At 68.7% G+C, this 21453-nt stretch carries 15 protein-coding genes and 3 tRNA genes; 10 read left to right on the forward strand and 8 right to left on the reverse strand.

All coding sequences use genetic code 11. The features are described from left to right. The 6 genes from HHL15_RS01455 to HHL15_RS01480 form a co-directional block, all read right to left on the reverse strand. A complete protein-coding gene (locus HHL15_RS01455) occupies window positions 1–1950 on the reverse strand; it encodes a preprotein translocase subunit SecA (protein WP_169144033.1) in 1950 nt (649 codons plus the stop codon). 8 nt (window positions 1951–1958) lie between these two features. Then, window positions 1959–4109 (reverse strand): PqqD family peptide modification chaperone, encoded by a 2151-nt coding sequence (locus HHL15_RS01460; RefSeq protein ID WP_169144034.1) that lies wholly within the window; start codon window positions 4107–4109, stop codon window positions 1959–1961. A gap of 1 nt (window position 4110) precedes the next feature. Continuing rightward, window positions 4111–5463 (reverse strand): efflux RND transporter periplasmic adaptor subunit, encoded by a 1353-nt coding sequence (locus HHL15_RS01465; RefSeq protein WP_169144035.1) that lies wholly within the window; start codon window positions 5461–5463, stop codon window positions 4111–4113. Between the two features lie 411 nt (window positions 5464–5874). Further along, window positions 5875–5951: transfer RNA gene (locus HHL15_RS01470), tRNA-Arg, on the reverse strand. Window positions 5952–6061: 110 nt separating this feature from the next. Further along, window positions 6062–6138: transfer RNA gene (locus HHL15_RS01475), tRNA-Arg, on the reverse strand. 114 nt (window positions 6139–6252) lie between these two features. Then, a tRNA-Arg gene (locus tag HHL15_RS01480) sits at window positions 6253–6329 on the reverse strand. Between the two features lie 130 nt (window positions 6330–6459). Between HHL15_RS01480 and HHL15_RS01485 the strand changes: the two genes are divergently transcribed. The 6 genes from HHL15_RS01485 (at window position 6460) to HHL15_RS01510 (ending at window position 13435) form a co-directional block, all read left to right on the forward strand. Beyond that, complete coding sequence (locus HHL15_RS01485; protein ID WP_169144036.1) at window positions 6460–7248, forward strand: alpha/beta fold hydrolase; 789 nt, start codon at window positions 6460–6462, stop codon at window positions 7246–7248. A 7-nt stretch (window positions 7249–7255) separates the two neighbouring features. Next, the gene (locus tag HHL15_RS01490) at window positions 7256–8140 is read left to right on the forward strand and encodes a LysR family transcriptional regulator (protein ID WP_169144037.1); all 885 of its coding nucleotides are present in this window, start codon (window positions 7256–7258) and stop codon (window positions 8138–8140) included. 122 nt (window positions 8141–8262) lie between these two features. Next, window positions 8263–8763 carry a formate dehydrogenase subunit gamma gene (locus HHL15_RS01495; protein ID WP_169144038.1) on the forward strand — a complete coding sequence of 167 codons (501 nt, stop codon included), beginning with the start codon at window positions 8263–8265 and terminating at the stop codon, window positions 8761–8763. Then, window positions 8760–10328 (forward strand): formate dehydrogenase beta subunit, encoded by a 1569-nt coding sequence (locus HHL15_RS01500; RefSeq protein ID WP_169144039.1) that lies wholly within the window; start codon window positions 8760–8762, stop codon window positions 10326–10328. The genes HHL15_RS01495 and HHL15_RS01500 overlap by 4 nt, the downstream gene beginning before the upstream one ends. 10 nt (window positions 10329–10338) lie before the next feature. After that, a complete protein-coding gene (gene fdhF / locus HHL15_RS01505; RefSeq protein ID WP_169144040.1) occupies window positions 10339–13203 on the forward strand; it encodes a formate dehydrogenase subunit alpha in 2865 nt (954 codons plus the stop codon). Window positions 13204–13213: 10 nt separating this feature from the next. Next, window positions 13214–13435, forward strand: coding sequence for a formate dehydrogenase subunit delta (locus HHL15_RS01510; protein ID WP_169144041.1), 222 nt, complete (start codon window positions 13214–13216; stop codon window positions 13433–13435). Between the two features lie 25 nt (window positions 13436–13460). Here HHL15_RS01510 and HHL15_RS01515 read toward each other — a convergent pair whose 3' ends face one another. After that, window positions 13461–14900, reverse strand: coding sequence for an NAD-dependent succinate-semialdehyde dehydrogenase (locus tag HHL15_RS01515; RefSeq protein ID WP_235943164.1), 1440 nt, complete (start codon window positions 14898–14900; stop codon window positions 13461–13463). 150 nt (window positions 14901–15050) lie between these two features. On the opposite strand from HHL15_RS01515, the gene HHL15_RS01520 reads away from it, so the two are divergent. Continuing rightward, complete coding sequence (locus tag HHL15_RS01520; protein WP_169144042.1) at window positions 15051–16709, forward strand: thiamine pyrophosphate-binding protein; 1659 nt, start codon at window positions 15051–15053, stop codon at window positions 16707–16709. On the opposite strand, the gene HHL15_RS01525 is transcribed toward HHL15_RS01520, so the two are convergent. Further along, the gene (locus HHL15_RS01525) at window positions 16684–17661 is read right to left on the reverse strand and encodes a LysR family transcriptional regulator (RefSeq protein ID WP_169144043.1); all 978 of its coding nucleotides are present in this window, start codon (window positions 17659–17661) and stop codon (window positions 16684–16686) included. The genes HHL15_RS01520 and HHL15_RS01525 overlap by 26 nt on opposite strands. A gap of 125 nt (window positions 17662–17786) precedes the next feature. On the opposite strand from HHL15_RS01525, the gene HHL15_RS01530 reads away from it, so the two are divergent. The 3 genes from HHL15_RS01530 (at window position 17787) to HHL15_RS01540 (ending at window position 21433) form a co-directional block, all read left to right on the forward strand. After that, window positions 17787–18458 carry a hypothetical protein gene (locus tag HHL15_RS01530; RefSeq protein ID WP_169144044.1) on the forward strand — a complete coding sequence of 224 codons (672 nt, stop codon included), beginning with the start codon at window positions 17787–17789 and terminating at the stop codon, window positions 18456–18458. 84 nt (window positions 18459–18542) lie between these two features. Then, window positions 18543–19379, forward strand: coding sequence for a phosphate/phosphite/phosphonate ABC transporter substrate-binding protein (locus HHL15_RS01535; RefSeq protein WP_169144045.1), 837 nt, complete (start codon window positions 18543–18545; stop codon window positions 19377–19379). 11 nt (window positions 19380–19390) lie between these two features. Further along, window positions 19391–21433, forward strand: coding sequence for a hybrid sensor histidine kinase/response regulator (locus HHL15_RS01540; protein ID WP_169144046.1), 2043 nt, complete (start codon window positions 19391–19393; stop codon window positions 21431–21433). The last annotated feature ends 20 nt before the right edge of the window (window positions 21434–21453 follow it).

The raw sequence follows: 21453 nt of genomic DNA on the forward strand, positions 1-21453 counted from the left end.
TCATTCTCCCGGCCCGCCAAAGGACAGCCCCCGCTCCCACTCCGTCTCGGTCTGCAGCAAGGCCTGGCGGATGCGTCGATCCGCCCGTCCGGACGCCCATTGATTCAATTCCAGCATCAGCTTCAAGGCGGCCCCCGGCAGCTGGAGACGGCCATCGGCATCCTGGCAGCCTCCGCCGACAAGCGCCCGCACCCATGTCTTGCCGGCCAGCGCCGGCATGTCGGCGGACAGCCAGGTCTCGGTGCTGCCCGGGTCTCCCTGGCGGGCACCGCGGCCCTCCAGCTGCCTGTCGATGCGGCGCGAGCGGTTGAACTGGCAGCACAGCACATGCAGGCCGCCGGCCGCCGCGACGCCCGGGCCGAGCGGAATGTCGGTACCGCGCCCGGCCATGTTGGTGGCCACCGTGATCTGGCCGGCCTCGCCCGCCCGGGCCACCCGCTCCGCTTCGTCGGCATCCAGGCTGGCATTCAGCACGGCATGGGGGATCCCCGCCGCAGCCAGGTGACAGGACAGCGCGGCGGATTCGCTCACCGATCCGGTGCCCACCAGCACCGGCCGCCCGGCCGCGCGCAGGGCCGCCACACGTCTACCAACGGCCTGCCACAGGGCGTGCCGGCTGACATACAGGCGGACCGGCCCCCTGCCCCGCCGCAGCGGCAGCCGGGTAGGTACCCGGACCATGTCGAGGCCATACACCCGGCGCAACTCACCGCGCGCCTCGGCCAGCGTGCCGCTCATGCCGCACAGGCGCAGGTAGCGCGGGAAGAAACGCTGGTAGGTGATGCGCGCCAGGGTCTCGGTGTCCGGCGAGGGACGGCAGCCTTCCTTCAGTTCGATGAGGCCATGCAGACCCCGCGACCAGATCCGGCCCGGGGCCCGGCGGCCGGTGTGTTCATCGACGATGTCGACCCGGCCGTCGCGGACCACGTAGTGCTCATCCCGGCGATAGACCTGCGCGGCGAGCAGGGCCAGGGTCACCGTTTCTTCGCGCAGCCGCGGCGAGCGCCAGCGACCGCCGAGCCCGGAGGCCCGGTCGCCCAGCTGCCGGCGCCCGGCCGGGCTCAGTTCAACACGCCGTGCCGGCGCATCCACATGGAAATCCACCCCGGCCCGGAGGCTGGAGGCGAGCGTCCAGGCCTGCCACAGGAAGGCACGGGCACCGCTGTCCGACACCGCGCGGGACAGGATCAGCGGCATCATGGCCTCATCCACCAGCAGGCTGTCCGCCTCGTCCAGCACGGCCATGCCGAGGCCGCGCAGCAGCGTGGGCCGGGCCTGCCGGCCCTCACCTTCCAGGGCGGCCACCCGACGCTGCAGGTCGTTCTTCGCGAAGCCCCGCCGCTGCCCGTCACGCAGGTAGTCGAAGACCAGCTCGCGGGCGGTGACGTAGCACACCGGCGCCGAATAAGCCTGCCGGCGCTCCGCCTCGCCCATCCCGCCGGTCACGCAGGCCACCTTCAGCCCGAGCGCGGCGTAGAACGGCTCCAGCGCCTGCGCATCGCGTGCCACCAGGTAATCGTTGGCCGTCAGGACATGCACCGGCAAGCCGGCCAGCGCACCGACGGAGGCCGCCAGCGCGGCCGCCAGGGTCTTGCCCTCGCCGGTGGCCATCTCGGCCAGGCGCCGGTCGAGCATGATCAGCGCCGCGAGCAACTGGGTGTCGTAGACCTCCAGCCCCAGGCTGCGCCTCGCCGCCTCTGCACTGGCCGCCAGCACCTCGATCAGCGGCGCCCCCCGCAGCCCCTCCCGCGCCAGCGGGCCACGCACCGCCAGGAGCGCCGCACGGAAGCCGTCATCGTCACGCTCCCGCCAAGCGCCCAGCGCCACCCGGGTCGCCGCCAGCTGGCGTCGATACGCCGCACGCCGCCAGGCATGCGGCGAGCTGGGCGGCTCAAGGCGTTCGGGGCTGGTGCCCCACAACAGGCCGGGCATCGACAGGTCCAGGTCCATGTTCGGCCTCATGTGGAAGGGTTGAAGTGGCGCAGGAACACCTGCTTGAGCTGACGCCCCCACTGGATGGCCAACGGTGTCCAGCCATGATCGAAGCGCACCCACACGCGTCCGCCCGCCGTCTCGCGGAGCTGCCCATCCACCTGCAGGTCGAACACAAAGACCGGCCGCGGCGTCCGGAGGTGATCCCGGTCGGCCGGATCGGTTGCGAAAGGGCCACCGGCGAAATCGGCCAGGGCCGCGTCCGGCAAGGTTTCGGTGGCCGCGGGCACGGCGCGCAGCAGCCGGGCCGGCCAGGCCTCGCCGGGCGCATCGGCAAAGCGCACGCTCGCCGAGCGGGTTGTACTGCGGACCAGGGCCGCGCTGTCCTGCTCCACCGCCACCCGCACGATTGCCGGCTGGCCAGTCAGGATGTGGCCCAGCAAGGCGCCGCGGGGGGCGAAGCCGCCCTCCAGGTCAGCCTGCCGGGGCATGGCGAGATATCCGCCCACCCCGGCCTCCACCGACAGCAGGCCCTGCAGCTCGCGGACCCGCTCCAGCTGGATCGACGCCTGCCGGATGCCGGCCTCGATATCCCGGACCTTCACCGGATCCCGCTGCATGGCGCCATGCAGATCCGACTGCAGACCCTCGAGCTGGCTGGCCAGGGCGGCCGCGTCGGCATCGAGGCGCGGGTCATGCAGGGTCAGCAGGGTCTGCCCGGCCACCACCGCCGCACCGTGGGGCGCCCCGAAAGCCGTGATGAAGCCATCTGCCCCGGCGCGGATCCGGGCCTGCTCCGGAATCCAGACAATGCCCCTGGCCACGGTGGCAAAAGGCAGGGGCACGCCGGCCAGCACGACAAGCACCGCCAGGGCCAGCGCCACTGCGGTCCCCTGCGCCCGCCGCCGGTCGGTGTCGGACAGCGGCATGCGCAGGAGATCCCGCCACAAGCCGATGAGTGGCTTGCCGACCAGGGCGAAGGCCAGGCCGCCGCCCACCAGCAAGCCAAGCAGTATGGACAGGCTGCCCGCCCACCCGACAATGGCCACGGACAGCACGATGCGGTACAGCCACGACAGCGGCGCATAGAGGAACAGCCACGGCCCCTCGCCCCGGCCGGGCTCCGGCGAAGGAACGTGGGCCATCCCCAGCAGCCGGTTCAATACAAGGTGGCGCCACCAGGCCTGGCTGCGCGGCGCCAGATTGGGCAGGTCGAAGGCATCGCACATGACGTGGTAGCCATCGAAGCGCAGTAGCGGATTGCCGTTGAACAGCAGGGTCGAGGTGCCACCGACGATGGCCACGACCAGAGCCACATCGCGGACCAGCCCCGGCTGCACGGTCGCCCAGACCATCAGGGCCAGCGCCGTCATGGCCAGCTCGGCGGCAATCCCGGCGGCACTGACCACCACGCGCTGCCCGGCGCGCGGCATGGCCGACGCCGCGGACGCGTCCACATAGGGCGCCGGGGTGAGCAGCAGCAGGCTGACGCCCACGTGATGCACCTCGCCGCCAAAGCGCCGTACCGCGAGGCCGTGCGCCAGCTCGTGCAAGGCCTTCATCGGCGGATAGAGCAGCCAGGCCAGCAGCAGGAAGCGTGGCGTGCCCAGCCAGGTATGCCCCGCCGCCAGCAGTTCGTCGCGATGCGTGGCGGCCACCAGCCCGCCGGCCAGCAGCAACAGCAGCCAGAGCAGCAGGCTCTGCCAGGAGAACAGGACGTAACGCCAGCGATCGAAGCGCTTGAGGAGGGGCCCGGGGTTGCCCAGGCGGACCCGGAATGCCAGCGGATTGATCCCCTGGCGCCGCCGTTGCCGACGTTCTTCATCGCTGCGCTGGAAGATCGCCGCCACATCGGGCGTCACCTCGCACTGGATCAGGCCGCGCTGGTTGAGCTGCACCAGCAGCCGGACGATCTCGTCCTGGGTGAGCGCAGTCTCGGGCGCCTCGGCCAGCAGGGCGTCGGCCACCGCCTGGATGGTCCGGTTGCCGTCACACCGCCCCACGAAGGCGTAGGCCGCCGCATTGAGACGGTGATAGCGGCCGCTGACCGGATCGGCGATCACATGCCAGATCTCGTCCCGGTGGATCTGCCTGGAAATGCCCACATGCGCCCGCAGGCGAGGATGAAGGCCCGCCACGCGGTACCAGTGAGGACTGAAGACGCCCGTTGCCGTCATCTCAGCGCCCCAGCCAGGCCCATACGCCGATGCGCGCCCACTCCGTCAGGCGGTGCGTCCATGCCCAGGCGAGCGGCTCCCGGCCGACAAGGATCCTGGCCACACCGCGCTGCCCGGGCCTCAGGCTGTCGGGTTGAGCGCCCAGCGTGGCCTCGACCTCGAACACATTGAGGCCCTCGACGGCCCTGGCCATCGGCGTGATGCGGGTGATCTCGAGCGGCAGGCTGTCCCAGGGCAGCGCCGACAGCGCCAGACGCCCCTGCTGCCCGACCCGGACGCGGCCGATGTCCCGCTCATCCACCTCGACGATGACCCGGTAGCGGGCGGTGGGGGCCACGGTCATCAGGGTATCGCCCCGTTGCACCGGTGCCCCGAGGGACTGGCTCAGGTCACCCGAGATGACCACACCGTCGAACGGTGCCTCTATATGAATACGGCCGAGTTGCTCGTCCACCAGCGCCAGACGGGCCCGCGCCTCATCCCCCCTGGCCTGGCTGATCACCAACTGGGCCCGGTCGGCCCGCGCCATGGCCGCCGACGAGGCGTTGTCGTGCACCGCCACCTCGCTGGCCCACTTGTTGCGCTCAAGCTGCAATTCCTGCTCGGCGAGCTCCGCCACGACCTGACCGGCCTTGACCTCATCGCCGGGGCGCACCAGGGCACGCTTCAGAAAGCCGTCCGTCGGCGCCACCAGCACGCGCTGCACGGCTCCCTCCAGGTGTGCGTTGCCACCGATGCGGTAATCGAAAGGCACCAACAGCAACACGGCAAGCCCGGCCAGCGCTGCCGCCATACCGGCACGCAGACGCAGGCCGGCCGGAGACCACACATGCTGCCAGCCCCGCGCCACCCGCCCCGCCACCCGCTTGCGCCATGGACGCTCACCGTGGCGCATCAGCTCCAGCACAGGGCCGACCAGTGCCACCGCGTGCTCCCAGGCCTGGATCCGCTCCTGCCCGAAGCCCCCGCCCGGCTGCCGGAACATCAGCGAGACCGCTCCGACCAGCTGCTGCCCGGCCACGATGGGGATCGTGCATACCGAACCGCCCTGGTGGCGCAGCAATTCGTCGTGGGCCAGGATGATGCGGGGAAGATCATCGGGTTGAAGCGGCAGGCTGACGCTCGCCCCCTGATCGATGGCTTCGTCCATGGCGGCACCGATGGCACGCAGCAGTTCGGTCCGCCCCTCGCCCAGTGCGCCGTGGGATACCGCGATGACCTGGGTGAACCGGTCCTCGACAAAGCCGACCGCCACCCGCTCGCAGCCTACCCGGGTGGCCAGCTCGGAGGCGAAGGCCGCCGCCGCCGGCTCGACCCGGCGATGGGTCAGGATCGCCGCCAGCAACGCGAGCACATCCGCGGCGCTGAATTCAGATGGAGGGGGCTGGAGAACAGCGTTCAGGATCGTGCCCCTTGGAGAGTGGCGTGATTAACCATTGACGACGACGGATCGAGAAACTTGACGAGAAACAAAAAATGGAACCTCCGGATCCGCAGACAGCCGGTGGGCCTGTACAGGTCTGGCGTGATCGGCTGGCGGACGGCCGCTATTCTGCGCCCCGGGGTATCGGTGACAATCCGGGAGGCAGGCCTTGCGCCTAGGTATTTCCACTCCGGAATTCGTGCTTTTTGTTTCTTCGAGCGCAATCAGCAGGGCGGATTCAGCCGTGCCGTCGGCGAGAGGGAGATGCGGGGAGGACGCGAAGGGGGATGCAGCAAGACGCAAAAAGGGGGTTGCATTTCTGCAACCCCCTTTTTACTGATTTGGCGCGCCCGGCAGGATTCGAACCCACGACCCCTTGGTTCGTAGCCAAGTACTCTATCCAACTGAGCTACGGGCGCTAAATTTGTATCAGTGCCAGCCTTGACCGGACTGATGGCTGTATTCCCTGAGGAAGGCAGCGCTTATTACTACGCATTACATATTGCTTGCTGCAACTACTGTCATCTTGTGGCGCGCCCGGCAGGATTCGAACCCACGACCCCTTGGTTCGTAGCCAAGTACTCTATCCAACTGAGCTACGGGCGCGCATGACCACACGCGACCTGATCAATGTAAAACAGCCATTTTTCAGGTCTGGAAGGATGCGCGGCACTAAGCTGCATTGCTGCTTATTACTACTGCACATACTTCCCAAATTGTTGGCGCGCCCGGCAGGATTCGAACCCACGACCCCTTGGTTCGTAGCCAAGTACTCTATCCAACTGAGCTACGGGCGCGCTGAGAGGTCGAGATTATACATAGCGCCGAAGAAATTGGAAGCCCCCGATCGTTTTTTTCTATGCTGAAGCGTGCCCGCCCCACGCTAGGCAATAATCCGTCCTTCTCACATCGCTCCCGGGGGCTCACTTGAAGCAGCTCGACATCTCCGGCAACACCCTCGAATACGTTCGCCTGGTTTCAGCCCATCCGCGCCCGGACGCACCACCCATGGTCTTCCTGCACGAAGGCCTCGGCTCCATCTCGATGTGGCGTGACTTCCCCCAGCAGGTCGCCGATGCCACCGGCTGTGAAGCCATTGTTTACTCCCGCTACGGCTACGGCCGCTCCACCGCCCTGCGCAGCGTCCCGCGTGACGTGCGCTACATGCATGATGAAGCCCTGCGCGACCTGCCCCTGATCCTCGATGCGCTGCAGGTGAGCGAGCCCTTCCTGTTCGGCCACAGCGACGGCGGCTCGATCAGCCTGATCCACGCCGGCGGTGCCGGACGCCCGGTGGCCGGCACCATCGTGCTGGCGCCGCATGTATTCGTTGAGGACGTGGCCCTCGAGAACATCGCGATCGCCGGTGCCGCCTTCGAGAACCCTGAAACCCGCCTGCGCGAGCGCCTTGGCCGCCACCACAAGGACGTGGATGGCGCGTTCCAGGGCTGGCATCGCACCTGGCTGAGCCCGGCCTTCCGCAGCTGGAACATCGAGAACTACCTGCCCACCATCCAGGGCCCCGTGCTGGCGATCCAGGGCGAGGACGACGAGTACGCCACCATGGAGCAGCTCGAGCGCATCGCCGCCGGCGCGCCGGACGTGGACCTGGTCAAGCTCGCCGACTGCCGCCACTCCCCCCACAAAGACCAGCCCGGCGCGGTGATCGAAGCGACCGCCAGCTTCGTCGCCCGCATCCTCGACGCCCGCGACTGACTCCGCCGTGATCGCCCGCAAATACCTCTACCTGATCGCCCTGGCCCGCGAGAAGCACTTCGGCCGCGCCGCCGAAGCCTGCCATGTGTCGGCCTCAACCCTGTCGGCCGCGATCCGCGACATCGAGGCGGAGCTGGGCGTCACCATTGTGGAACGGGGCCAGCAGTTCTCGGGGCTCACCCCCGAGGGCGAGCGGATCCTCGCCTGCGCCCGCCACATCGCAGCCCAGGCCGAAGGGCTGCGCCAGGAACTGGCCCAGCTGCAGGACAGCCTGTGCGGCCGCCTCCGCCTGGGGGTGATCCCCACCGGGCTGACCGCGGTGGCCACGCTCACCGCTGCCTTCGCCCGCCGCCATCCGCTGGTGGACATCGAGGTGCGCTCCATGAGCACCCAGCAGATCCTGGCCGGGCTCGACAGCTTTGAGCTCGACGGCGGCGTCGCCTATCTTGAATCCGCCACCCCCAACCACAGCGCCCTCCCCCTGTGGCGGGAGAACCACGTGCTCATCACCCCCGTTGATGGCCCGCTTGAAGGGCGTGACTGGGTGACCTGGCAGGAGGCAGCGCACATTCCCCTGTGCCTGCTCACCGCCAACATGCACAACCGGCAGACCATCGACAGCGTCTTCGCCAGCATCGGCCAGCGCCCCCGCCCAAGCCTCGAGACCGACTCGGTGATCAGCATCCTGGCCCACGTGGAAGCCGGCCACTGGTCCAGCATCGTGCCCCGCGCCGTGCTGGAACGGATCGGCATCCCTCCCGGGGTCCGGCTGCTGGAGCTGCGCGAGCCGCTGGTCGAATGGGCCACCGGCCTGCTGGTGCTGAACCGGCCGACCCGGCCCCCGATGGTCGGCGCCCTGCTGGCCGAAGCGGCCCTGCTGACGGAAACCTGAAGGCGCTCTTCGGCTGCGCCGAACGGCTCTTCGGAATTTCCAGATTTCCCCTTCCCGATGTGGGGTCTAAGATCCGGGTCACGCCCAAGCGTCGCGCCCCGCGCCGCTGATCGAGGAAAACCATGCCCAAGGCCTCCCCACCCCCGCTGACCGACAGCGAGCTGTCCGCCGTACGGCTCGCCATCGAAGAACGCCGCAGCCTGCCCGGCGCGCTGCTGCCCATCCTCCACGCCATCCAGGACTGTCTTGGCTGGGTACCCGCCGAGGCGGTGGCCCTCATCGCCGAAGCCCTCAACCAGAGCCGCGCGGAGATCCATGGAGTGATCAGCTTCTATCACCACTTCCGCACGGTGCCGCCGGGCAGCGTGGTGGTGCAGGTGTGCCGGGCCGAGTCCTGCCAGGCCCGCGGCGGGGTCGCCCTCGAGCTGCACGCCAGGCGCAGCCTGGGCGTTGATTGGCACGAAACCACCGCCGACGGAGCGGTCACCCTGGAGCCGGTGTATTGCCTCGGCAACTGTGCCTGCTCCCCGGCCATCCGGGTCGGCAACGAGATCCTCGGCCGGATCAGCCCTGCCCGCTTCGACGGCATCATCGCCGGCCTTCGCCAGGAGGAGACGGCATGAACGCTGCCACCGCGCCCATCCGCATCTACGTTCCCATCGACTCCGGTGCCTTGTCCGTCGGCGCCGGTGACGTGGCCCTCCACATCACCGCCGAAGCCGCCGCGCGTGGCATCGACATCCAGCTGGTGCGCAATGGCTCCCGCGGCCTGTACTGGCTGGAGCCGCTGGTCGAAGTCGACACGCCCGCCGGCCGCATGGCCTACGGCCCGGTGACACCCGAGGATCTCCCCTCCCTGTTCGAGGCGGGCTTCCTCAGCGGCGGCATGCACCGCCTCGGCCATGGCCTGACCGAGCACATTCCCTTCCTGGCCGGCCAGGAGCGGCTCACCTTCCGCCGGATCGGCATCACCGATCCGCTGTCCCTGGACGACTACATCGCCCACGACGGCTTCGCCGGCCTGCGCCAGGCGGTCGGAATGGAGAGCGCAGCCATCGTCAAGGCCGTCACCGACTCGGGCCTGCGCGGCCGGGGTGGCGCGGCCTTCCCCACCGGTATCAAGTGGAACACCGTGCTGCACGCCGCCGGCCCCACCAAGTACGTGGTGTGCAACGCCGACGAGGGCGACTCCGGCACCTTCTCCGACCGCATGCTGATGGAGGGTGATCCCTACTGCCTGATCGAGGGCATGACCATCGCCGGCCTGGCGGTGGGGGCCACCCAGGGCTACATCTACCTGCGCTCCGAATATCCCCACGCCTTCCAGACCCTGCAGGAAGCCATCCGCCGCGCCCGGGATGCGGGTTGGCTGGGCAGCGACGTGGCCGGCTCGGGCCGCGCCTTCGAGCTCGAGGTGCGCCTGGGGGCCGGTGCCTACGTGTGTGGCGAGGAAACGGCAATGCTCGAGAGCCTGGAGGGCAAGCGCGGCATCGTGCGCTTCAAGCCGCCGCTGCCGGCCGTCCAGGGCCTCTTCGGCAAGCCCACGGTGATCAACAACGTGATGAGCCTGGCCGCCGTGCCGCTGATCCTGGCCCGGGGCGCCGCCTTCTACCGGGATTACGGCATGGGCCGCTCCCACGGCACCCTGCCCTTCCAGCTGGCCGGCAACCTGCGCCATCCCGGGCTGGTGGAAAAGGCCTTCGGCATCACCCTGCGCGAGCTGCTCCTCGACTACGGCGGCGGCACGGCCAGCGGCCAGCCGATCCGCGCCGTACAGGTGGGCGGCCCGCTGGGCGCCTTCGTGCCGGAGAGTCAGTTCGACGTACCCCTCGATTACGAAGCCTACGCGGCCATGGGCGCCATGATCGGCCACGGCGGCCTGGTGGTCTTCGACGACAGCGCCGACATGGCCCGGCTGGCCCGCTACGCGATGGAGTTCTGCGCGATCGAGTCCTGCGGCAAGTGCACCCCGTGCCGGATCGGCTCGACCCGCGGCGTGGAGGTGATCGACCGGATCATCGCCGACGAGGACCGTGAGGCCAACCTGGCCCTGCTCGATTCCCTCTGCGACACCATGCTCAACGGCTCCCTGTGCGCCCTCGGTGGCATGGCCCCCTACCCCGTCAAGTCGGCCCTCGCCCACTTCCCTCAAGACTTCGGCATCGCCGCCGCGGCCACCGCCGAATAAGGAAACGCCCATGTCCCTGCCCCGCGAAACAGACTACGGCACCCCGGCCCGGGAGTCCGAGCAGGTCGTCAGCCTGCTCATCGACGGAGAATCCGTCTGTGTGCCCGCCGGCACCAGCATCATGCGCGCCGCCGGCCAGAGCGGCTGCGCCATCCCCAAACTGTGCGCCACCGACAGCCTGGAGCCCTTCGGCTCCTGCCGCCTGTGCCTGGTCGAGGTGGAGGGCCGCAAAGGCTATCCCGCCTCCTGCACCACCCCGGTCGAGGCCGGCATGGTGGTCCGCACCCAGACGCCGAAGCTCGCCGAACTGCGCCGCAACGTGATGGAGCTGTACATCTCCGATCACCCGCTGGACTGCCTCACCTGCCCGACCAACGGCAACTGCGAGCTGCAGGACATGGCCGGTGTGGTGGGCCTGCGCGAGGTGCGCTACGGCTTCAAGGGCGAGAACCACTTCGAATGCAGCCAGAAGGACGAGTCCAACCCCTACTTCAGCTACGACCCGGCCAAGTGCATCGTCTGCAACCGCTGCGTGCGGGCCTGCGAGGAAACCCAGGGCACCTTCGCCCTGACCATCTCGGGCCGGGGCTTCGAATCCCGCGTCTCGCCGGGCCAGGACCAGCCCTTCATGGACTCCGAGTGCGTGTCCTGCGGCGCCTGCGTGAATGCCTGCCCCACCGCCACCCTGACCGAGAAGTCGGTGATCCAGCTCGGCCAGGCCGAGCGCAGCGTCACCACCACCTGCGCCTACTGCGGCGTCGGCTGCTCCTTCAAGGCCGAGGTCAAGGGCAACCAGGTGGTGCGCATGGTCCCCGCCAGGGACGGTGGGGCGAATGCCGGCCACGCCTGCGTCAAGGGCCGTTTCGCCTGGGGCTATGCCACCCACGCCGACCGCATCACCACCCCGATGATCCGCCCCAGCGTGGACGCGCCGTGGCAGAAGGTGAGCTGGGAAGAGGCCCTGGCCTACGCGGCCGGCGAATTCAGGCGCATCCAGGCCAAGTACGGCCGCAGCGCGGTGGGCGGCATCACCTCCAGCCGCTGCACCAATGAAGAAACCTACCTGGTGCAGAAGCTGATCCGCACTGCCTTCGGCAACAACAACGTGGACACCTGCGCGCGGGTCTGCCACTCGCCCACCGGCTACGGCCTCAAGCAGACCCTCGGTGAGTCGGCCGGCACCCAGGACTTCGCCTCGGTGCTGAAGGCCGACGTGGTGATGGTGATCGGCGCCAACCCCACCGACGGCCACCCGGTGTTCGGCTCCCTGCTCAAGCGGCGCATCCGCGAGGGCGCCCGGCTGATCGTTGTCGACCCGCGCTCCATCGACCTGGTGCGTTCGCCCCACGTGGCCGCCGCCCACCATCTCAAGCTGCTGCCAGGCACCAACGTGGCGATGGTGAATGCCCTCGCCCACGTGATCGTCACCGAGGGGCTGGTGGATGAGCCCTACGTGGCGGAACGCTGCGAGGGCCCGGCCTTCGAGGCCTGGCGTGAGTTCGTGTCCCGCCCGGAGAACTCGCCTGAGGCCGCCGAGGCCATCACCGGCGTGGCCGCTGCCGACATCCGCGCCGCCGCCCGCCTGTACGCCACGGCCGGCAACGGTGCCATCTACTACGGTCTGGGGGTGACCGAGCACAGCCAGGGTTCCACCACCGTGATGGGCATCGCCAACCTCGCCATGGCGACCGGCAACGTCGGCCGCCCCGGCGTGGGCGTCAATCCCCTGCGCGGCCAGAACAACGTGCAGGGCAGCTGCGACATGGGCTCCTTCCCGCACGAGCTGCCCGGCTACCGCCACGTGTCCGACGCCACCACCCGGGCGCTCTTCGAGGACGCCTGGAAGGTGCGCATCGACCCGGAACCCGGCCTGCGCATCCCCAACATGTTCGAGGCGGCGCTGGACGGCAGCTTCAAGGGCATCTACATCCAGGGCGAGGACATCGTCCAGTCCGACCCCAACACCCAGCACGTCGAAGCCGCCATGGCGCAGATGGAATGCGTGGTGGTGCAGGACCTGTTCCTCAACGAAACCGCCAAGTGGGCCCACGTCTTCCTGCCCGGCTCCAGCTTCCTCGAAAAAGACGGCACCTTCACCAATGCCGAGCGCCGCATCTCGCGGGTCCGCAAAGTGATGCCGCCGCTGGCCGGGAAGGCCGACTGGGAGACCACCCTGGCCCTGGCCGAGGCTCTCGGTTACCCGATGCACTACAGCCATCCGTCCGAGATCATGGACGAGATCGCCCGCCTCACGCCGAGCTTCCACGGGGTGAATTACGACTTGCTGGAAAGGAAGGGCAGCATCCAGTGGCCGTGCAATGAGGCCGCGCCGGAAGGCACGCCGACCATGCACGTGGGCGCCTTCATCCGCGGCAAGGGCCGTTTCATGCTGACCCCCTACGTGCCGACCACCGAGAAGGTGACCCGCCGCTTCCCGCTGATCCTGACCACCGGCCGCATCCTCAGCCAGTACAACGTGGGGGCCCAGACGCGGCGCACCGCCAACGTGGCCTGGCACGACGAGGACCGCCTGGAGATCCACCCGGTGGACGCCGAAGACCGCGGCATCCGCGAGGGCGACTGGGTCGGCATCGCCAGCCGGGCCGGCGAAACGGTGCTGCGGGCGACGGTGACGGAGCGAGTCCAGCCGGGGGTGGTCTACACCACTTTCCACTTCCCGGAATCCGGCGCCAACGTGATCACCACCGACAACTCGGACTGGGCCACCAATTGCCCGGAGTACAAGGTCACCGCAGTACAGGTCACCCTGTGCGCCCAACCGTCGGAATGGCAGCAGCGCTTCGCCCGGCGACGGGAGGAGCAGCAGGCCTTCCTGAGGCCCGCCACCACGCCGGCCAAAACGCCTGCCAACTGAGGAGGACGCCATGAACCACGACTACATCGTCCGCATGGCCAACCAGATCGGCGACGCCCTGGGCATCAACCCGGACCGGGAGCAGGCGGTCCACGACCTGGCCGACCACCTCACCCGCTTCTGGGAGCCCCGCATGCGCAAGGCCTTGTTTGAGGCCCTGGACGGCAGCGCGGGGCGCCAGCTATCGCCCCTCGTGCTGGATGCCACCGCCCGGATGCGCCGGCCGACCTGAACGGTGGCCGGCGCATCCGTGACACTCAGACGTTGGCGATCGCCACCGCCCGGGTGTTGAGGTAAGCCTCGAGGGCTTCGGGGCCGCCCTCGGTGCCATAGCCCGAATCCTTGATCCCGCCGAAGGGCAGCTCGGCCGACGGCAGGGCCGGCTGATTGACCCACAGCATTCCCACCTCGACCCGCTGGGACAGCAGATGGGCGGTCTTCAGGGAGCGGGTGAAGGCATAGCCGGCCAGGCCATAGGAGAGCCGGTTGGCCTCGGTGATCGCCTCCTCGATGGTCTGGAAGGAACGGATCGCCGCCACCGGGCCGAAAGGCTCGTCGTTGAAGATGCGGGCCGTCAGCGGCACGTCGGTCAGCACGGTCGGCGCAAAGAAGTTGCCGGCTTCGCCCAGGCGGGTGCCACCGGTCAGCACGCTCGCGCCCTGCTCCACCGCGTCCGCCATCATGGCGTCCATCGCCACGACCCGCCGCGGGTTGGCCAGCGGCCCCATCTGGGTCCCCTCGGCCAGGCCATCCCCGACCTTCAGGGACTGGGCGTGGCGGGCCAGCGCGCCGGCGAACTCCTGCTGCAGGCTCTCATGCACCAGGAAGCGGGTCGGCGAGATGCACACCTGCCCGGCATTGCGGAACTTGGCAGCGCCGGCGGCGCGTACCGCCAGCTCCACGTCGGCGTCCTCGGCGACGATCACCGGAGCGTGGCCGCCGAGCTCCATGGTGACCCGCTTCATGTGCTGGCCGGCCAGGGCGGCCAACTGCTTGCCCACCGGCGTGGAGCCGGTGAAGGTCACCTTGCGGATCACCGGGTGGGCGATCAGGTAGGACGAGATCTCGGCCGGGTTGCCATACACCAGGCCCACCGCCCCCGCCGGCACGCCCGCATCCACGAAGGCGCGGATCAGCTCGGCCGGCGCAGCCGGGGTTTCCTCGGCGGCCTTGACCAGGATGGAACAGCCGGTGGCCAGGGCGGCGGCGGCCTTGCGCACCACCTGGTTGATCGGGAAGTTCCAGGGCGTGAAGGCCGCCACCGGCCCCACCGGGTCCTTGATCACCAGCTGGCGGGTGGTGAAGCTGCGGGACGGCACGATGCGGCCATACACCCGCATGCCCTCGTCGGCGAACCAGTCGATGATGTCGGCCGCCGCCAGGGTTTCGATGCGTGCCTCGGCGAGGGGCTTGCCCTGCTCCTGGGTCAGCAGGGCGGCAATGCCGTCGGCCCGCTCACGCATCAGGCCCGCGGCCCGGCGCAGGATCTTCTGCCGCTCCAGGGCGGGCAGGTCGCGCCAGACTTCAAAGCCCCTCTGCGCAGCCTCCAGGGCCCGGTCCAGGTCGGCGATGGAGGCATGGGCGACACGACCGATTTCGGCACCGGTGGCGGGGTTGTAGACAGGAAGGCTGCGGCCTTCGGCGGCGTCCTGCCATTGGCCGGCGATCAGCAGCTGGGTATCGGGGTAGTTCATCATGGCTCCAGGAGGTGGGCGATCAGGGCTCTGATTCTAGTGGCCTCTTGGGCGCGGAGCCTTGCAATTGATTCAAAACAGCCGTGCATCCACCGCAAGCCCACAGCTCGCGATCCAGGCCAAACTGGCGTCCATCACCACACGGAGGCAGGCATGGAAAACGCACAAGGCACACGCACGGGCGGCCAGATCCTGGTTGCCGCACTGGCACGAAACGGGGTGGACACGGTGTATTGCGTGCCCGGCGAAAGCTATCTGCCGGTTCTTGATGCCCTCCGTGAGCAGCCTGCCATCCGTACCATCGTGACGCGCCACGAAGGCGCGGCTTCGAACATGGCGGATGCCTTCGGCAAGCTCAGCGGGCGCCCTGGCATCTGCTTCGTCACCCGCGGGCCAGGGGCCAGCCATGCCGCCAACGGTGTGCATACCGCCGCCGAGGACTCGACGCCGATGATCCTGTTCATCGGCCAGGCCGACTCGGCCTTCCTGGGCCGGGGCGCCTTTCAGGAAGTGGATTACCGATTGATGTTCGGCGACATGGCCAAGGCGGTGCTCGAGGCCGACAGTACTCAGCGCCTGCCGGAACTCGTGTCGCGGGCCTTCAGCCTCGCCCTGTCCGGGCGCCCGGGGCCGGTCGTGGTGGCCTTGCCGGAAGACGTGTTGTTCGGCGATGCCCGGGTGGCCGATGCGCCGCCGGTCCGGGTCGCCCGTGCCGCGCCGGCGGCGGAAGACCTGGCCGAACTGCGCGTACGCCTCGCCGCAGCCCGGCGGCCACTGGTGATCGCCGGCGGCACGGGCTGGACGCCAGAAGCCTGTGCCGCGCTGCGGCGCTTTGTGCTTGCCAACGATCTGCCCGTGGCGGCTTCCTTCCGTCGACAGGACCTGTTCGACAACCGCGATGTGCATTACGTCGGCCAACTCGGCCTCGGCGTCTCGCCCAAGCTGGCCGACCACGTGCGCAACGCAGACCTGCTGCTGGTGCTTGGAGCCCGCCTGGGGGAGGCCACTTCGTCAGGCTACACCCTCGTCGAAAGCCCCACACCACGCCAGACACTCATCCACATCCACGCCGACCCGGACGAGCTCGGGCGGACTTACCAAGCCGCGCAGCCGATCAATGCCGGCGTGGCCTGCATGGCGCAGGCCCTGGCCGCCCTCGAGCCGATCACCGCGCCTCCCTGGCGGGAATGGACTCAGGCACTTCGCGCCGACTACCAGGCCCACTCGAAGCCCCCCACACCAACCGGCGCGATCGACGGCGTGGACTTTGGCCAGGTCATGGCCTGGCTGGATGACACGCTGCCCGACGACGCCATCCTGGCCAACGGCGCCGGCAACTACACGGTGTGGGTGCACCGCTTCTTCCGCTATCGCCAGCCGGCCACCGAGCTGGCGCCGACCAATGGCGCCATGGGCTACGGCCTGCCCGCCGCCATCGCCGCCAAGCTGCACCACCCGGACAGGACCGTGGTGTGCCTGGCCGGCGACGGCTGCTTCATGATGTATCCGCAGGAGCTGGCCACGGCACTGCAGTACGGCGCCGCCGTGATCACCATCGTGGTGAACAACGGCATGCTCGGCACCATCCGGATGCACCAGGAGCGGGAGTACCCGGGGCGCCCCATCGCCACCGACCTGGCCAATCCGGACTTCGTGGCTCTGGCCCGGGCCTTTGGCGCCCACGCCGAGCAGGTCTGCCGCAGCGAAGACTTCCCGGCCGCCTTCGAGCGGGCCCGCACCGCCGGTGTGGCCGCCCTGATCGAGCTGCGGGTCGATCCCCGGCAGATCACTCCGCAGGCGCGTCTGGGTTAGGCACCAGGGCGTCGGCCAGCGCGGCCTGGTGGAGCACCGCATCGGGCCACGCGCCGGCCTCGACGATCCGGGCGATCTCGGCCTTCACCAGGCCGATGATCTTCCACAGCCCCGATGGAATGACCCGATTGCGCCCGGGCACGATACCCACCCGCCGGCGTACCTCGGGCCCCACCAGGCGCAGGCCGCGCAGACGGCCGTCCGCCAGCTCCTCGCTCACCGCCGCCAGGGGCAGCACCGTGCAGCCGCAGCCCTGCATCACCAGCCGCTTGGTCAGGGAGATGGAGGCATCGCACTCGAGCACGATGTCCGGCGTAAAGCCATGGCGCAGCGCCAGCGATTCGACCAGCAGGCGGATGCCGTGGGGCGTGCTCGGCAGGATCAGCGGCCACTCGCCCAGGCGCGCCACCTCCAGGCTGTCACCGGCCGGGCCTGCACCCGCCGGCGTGATCAGGTGCAGCCCTTCATCGAGGAGCAGGTCGAATTGCAGGGCACCGATCTGCTCGGGCAGGTAGATCACGGCGAAATCCAGGTCACCATGCCCCAGGTTGTCGAGGATCTGATTGCCCAGCGCCTCCACGAAGCGCAGCCGGGTCTGCGGGTACTGGGCCTGCAGGGCGTGGGCCAGCGGACCGAACAGAATCCGCGCAAGCGTGGGCTGGGCGCCGAGGTGCAGGCGCGCCGGCCCGTTGATGGCCGGATCCCGCAGCCGGTCACCGGCCTGCGCCAGCAGATCGCCGACCGTCTCCGCATACCCCAGCAACTGGCGCCCGTGATCGGTGGCCGACACCCCACGCCCACTGCGATGCAGCAGCCGCACCCCCAGCTCGCTCTCGAGCTGGGCCACGCGCCGGCTCACCGTGGACGGGTCGATCCCCAGCTCCATCCCGGCGCGCGACAGGCTGCCGGCCCGCAGCACCCGGGCAAAGAGTTCCAGATCGTCGGAGTTCATGTTCGGGGCACCTGCTCACGGATAGGAGAAATAGAGAGGAAAATGCGGGTTCTCCGACAACCGGCCTGCGCCGAATCAGACCGCCGGCCCCGGGTCGATGGCACTGGCGGCCCCGATGGAACCCGATGAATCACCGTGCGTTGATCCTGCTCATGCTGGGCACATTGTCACAGGCCCCATGCAAAGCCCGGGCCGACAATTGCGAGCGCCTGCCCAAACCGACCGTGACGCTGCTGCGCCACCAGGAAGCCTTTTCCCTCGACCTCCGCAGCAGCTTCCGCACGCTCACCCTGCTCGGGCCGACGGGCACCCGCCCGGGCATGCAGGTGCTCGGCCTGACGCGCGGCACCGCCGTCGTCAGCTTCCAGACGCGGATCGTATCCTACGTCGACCCCGGCGGCCGCTGGGAATGCGCCAGCCCCCAGCTCACCGTGACCTACGGCTTCAGCCCCATGACCGTTTACGTGGCCCGGGAATTTCCGAAAGGAAGCTGCGCCTGGAACGAGATCCACCGCCATGAGTTGCGGCATGTGCAGGCCTACCAGGACCACCTCGCAGGCATCGAGTCCGAGCTGCGCGAGACCCTGCAGCGGCGCTTCGTCACCGGCGACCCCTGGCGCGGCCCGGTTGGCCAGGCCCGCAACCGGATCCAGCAGGAACTCGAGGAGCGCTGGGCCCCCTACGTGAAGCGCATGATCAACAAGGTGGACCAGACCCAGGCCCTCATCGACACGCCCGAGGAGTACGCCCGGGTGGCGTCCAGCTGCGGCGGCGAGATCCGGCGCCTGACACGCTGAACGCGGCCCGGCGCGCCCTGGCAACCTTGGGTGATGGGAGGGGGTGGAGGCATAATGGACGACCTTCCGTTACGAAATTTCACGATGCGCCGTCTTCTCGCCTCGTTCGTCCTGCTCATGGCAGGGATCGCCCCTGCCACCGCCCAGGACGCCGGCTACCGCTTCTCTCCCATCAACCAGTGGGACATCAACAAGACGGCGGCCTACTGGAATCCGATCATCCAGTACGTCTCGGACAAGAGCGGCGTAAAGCTCCAGCTCAAGATCGGGCGCACTTCGGCGGACACCACCAGCTACGTGCTGGCGCAGGAGGTGGAGTTCATCTTCAGCAACCACCTGTTCAGCCCCGAGCGCGAAGCCTTGGGCTGGAAGGTGTTCGGCCGCCGGAACGCGCCGCCCCTGCACGGCCAGATCGCCGTACCCGCCGACTCGCCGGTGAGCAGCATCGAACAGCTGAAGGGACAGGAGGTCGCCTTCGCCGGCCCCGAGGCCTTCATCGGTTACAAAGTGCCTTACGCCCACCTGCTGTCCAGGGGCATCGAGGTGAAGCCGGTGTTCGGCGGCAACCAGAATGCCGCAATCGCCCAGATGTTTGCCGGCAAGGCTCGGGCCACGGGCAGCAACTCGATGCTGATCGAGGGCTACGCCAATCGCGAGGACAAGAAGTTTCGCATCCTGTGGACCTCCGAGCCTTACCAGGACCTGGCCCTGATGGCCTCCGGCAAGGTGCCCGAGAAGGACGTGAAGGCCGTGAGCAACGCCTTTCTGAACATGCACAAGGACCCGCGCGGCAAGGAGATCCTGCATCGCGCATCGCAGGAGGTGGGCCTCGACAACGACGCCTACTTCGTGCCCGCAAGCAGCGCCGACTACGCGGCCTATCGGCGCTTCTACCAGACCGCGCCGGCCAGCCTGCGCTGAGCCCGTCGCGCATGCTTCGGAATCCGCTCCGGTACCTGCTGCCCAAGTCTCTGGTTGCACGCATCTACGCGCTGTACTCGGTCGCCCTGCTGTTCTTCTTCGGCGGCGGGCTGGCAGTTTTCTACACCCATCAGTTCTCCGAAGGGCTTGAGTCGGTCCAGCAGTCGGCGACGATGCTGATCGAGATCATCGCGCAACCGATCACCGACAGCGCGGTGATCGGCGACTACGACACCATCAAGCGCGTGCTCGATAAGTCCATCGTCGGCTCGCAGTTCGCCGAAGCCAACTTCATCGACCTGTCGGGCGGCAAGCTGCACAGCGAGAGCCGCATCCCACCCGCCGCAGCGGCACCCGCCTGGCTGCGCGCCAAGGTGGCGGGCAGTCTGTATGAGGTCAACCGGGTCATCTCGGCCGGCGGACGGGACTACGGCGTGCTGCGCCTCGGCTTCGATGTGGACTTCATCGCCGGCGGCCTGTGGGAGCTCTTCCGCAATGCGCTGCTGCTCACCCTCCTCGCCCTCTCCGGCGGACTGGTGTTGATCTGGTTCCCGCTCAGGCACTGGCTCGGGACGCTCGAGCGCGTCCGTCATTTCGAGGCGCCGCGTACCGAAGGCCTGGTCAGCAGCCACCAGGAGCAGCTCGCCGACCTGCCGCTGGAGTTCCGGCCAATGTTCGACGTGCTCAACCAGACCGCCGCCCGCCTCGGGCGCGAGCTGGCCAAGCGGGAAACGGCCCTGGTCTCCCTGCGCGAACTGCTGGCCGGCCTGCGCGCCTTGCCGGAGTCGCCCGCCAATTCGACGGAGGGCGATATCGAGAGCCTGACCGCCGCCATCGGCCGCCTCGTCGCCGAGCGCGAGGCCGGGCGCCTGGCGCTGGAACATGCCCGGGATGCTGCAGAGGCCGCCAATCGCGCCAAGAGCGACTTTCTGGCCAACATGAGCCACGAGATCCGTACCCCCATGAACGGCATCATCGGCATGACCGAACTGGCCCTGGACACCGAGCTCACCGAGGAGCAGCGGGACTACCTCGAGGTGGTCAGCTCGTCGGCCAACGCGCTGCTGACCATCATCAACGACATCCTCGACTTCTCGAAGATCGAAGCCGGCAAGCTCAAGATGGAGCGCATCGTCTTCGACCTGCCCTCGCTGGCACGGGACTGCCTGCGTTCGATCACCCTGAAGGGTGAGGAAAAGGGGCTCAAGCTCTCGCTGAGCATCGACCCGCAGGTGCCCGCTGCCATCATGGGCGACCCGGTGCGGGTACGTCAGGTGCTCCTCAACCTGCTCAGCAACGCCGTCAAATTCACCCACCAGGGCGAGGTCGGGCTGAGCGTCATCCGCCGCCCTGGCAGCGAGGCCGGGCCCGACGAACTGTGCTTCGCGGTGCGCGACACCGGCATCGGCATCACTGCGGAAGCCCAGGCCAACGTGTTCGAGGCCTTCTCCCAGGAGGACACCTCGATCACCCGCAAATTCGGCGGTACAGGCCTGGGCCTGTCCATTTCCAGCCGGCTGGTGCACCTGATGGGCGGTACGATTCACCTGGAAAGCGTCAAGGGCTCCGGCTCGACCTTCTCCTTCACCTTGCCCTGCCTGCCCGCCGCGGTGGACGCGATTGCAGCGCCATTGCCCGCCTCGCCGCCGGACACCGACGACGATGCCGCAGGCAAACAGGTGCTGCTGGTCGAGGACAACCCCATCAACCAGGTCGTCGCCATGAAGCTGCTGCAGAGGCGCGGTTGCAGCGTGCAGCTCGCCGACAATGGTCAGCTCGCCATCCAGACCTTGCAGCAGCAGCACTTCGACCTGGTGCTGATGGACATGCAGATGCCGGTGATGGACGGCCTCGAAGCGGCCCGCCGAATCCGTGCGCTGGAAGCATCAGGCGCACGCCCCCGCACCCCCATCATCGCCATGACGGCCAACGCGATGAAGGGCGACCGGGAGCTCTGCCTCGAGGCCGGCATGGACGATTACCTGACCAAGCCGATCAGCGCGGAAGCGCTGTTCGAGAAGGTCGATCACTGGACCGCCTCGGCCCCTCGATGAGCCTGTAGTGCGGCCTACCC

The sequence above is a fragment of the Zoogloea dura genome (assembly GCF_012927165.1).
GTDB lineage: Bacteria > Pseudomonadota > Gammaproteobacteria > Burkholderiales > Rhodocyclaceae > Zoogloea > Zoogloea dura.

Bases quoted from the DNA above. Each gene is read 5' to 3' on its own strand.
- HHL15_RS01455 (WP_169144033.1), bottom strand. From the start codon at position 1,950: ATGGACCTGGACCTGTCGATGCCCGGCCTGTTGTGGGGCACCAGCCCC.
- HHL15_RS01500 (WP_169144039.1), top strand. From the start codon at position 8,760: ATGAACGCTGCCACCGCGCCCATCCGCATCTACGTTCCCATCGACTCC.
- HHL15_RS01530 (WP_169144044.1), top strand. From the start codon at position 17,787: ATGAATCACCGTGCGTTGATCCTGCTCATGCTGGGCACATTGTCACAG.
- HHL15_RS01520 (WP_169144042.1), top strand. From the start codon at position 15,051: ATGGAAAACGCACAAGGCACACGCACGGGCGGCCAGATCCTGGTTGCC.
- HHL15_RS01540 (WP_169144046.1), top strand. From the start codon at position 19,391: ATGCTTCGGAATCCGCTCCGGTACCTGCTGCCCAAGTCTCTGGTTGCA.
- HHL15_RS01515 (WP_235943164.1), bottom strand. From the start codon at position 14,900: ATGATGAACTACCCCGATACCCAGCTGCTGATCGCCGGCCAATGGCAG.
- HHL15_RS01460 (WP_169144034.1), bottom strand. From the start codon at position 4,109: ATGACGGCAACGGGCGTCTTCAGTCCTCACTGGTACCGCGTGGCGGGC.
- HHL15_RS01495 (WP_169144038.1), top strand. From the start codon at position 8,263: ATGCCCAAGGCCTCCCCACCCCCGCTGACCGACAGCGAGCTGTCCGCC.
- fdhF (WP_169144040.1), top strand. From the start codon at position 10,339: ATGTCCCTGCCCCGCGAAACAGACTACGGCACCCCGGCCCGGGAGTCC.
- HHL15_RS01535 (WP_169144045.1), top strand. From the start codon at position 18,543: ATGCGCCGTCTTCTCGCCTCGTTCGTCCTGCTCATGGCAGGGATCGCC.
- HHL15_RS01525 (WP_169144043.1), bottom strand. From the start codon at position 17,661: ATGAACTCCGACGATCTGGAACTCTTTGCCCGGGTGCTGCGGGCCGGC.
- HHL15_RS01510 (WP_169144041.1), top strand. From the start codon at position 13,214: ATGAACCACGACTACATCGTCCGCATGGCCAACCAGATCGGCGACGCC.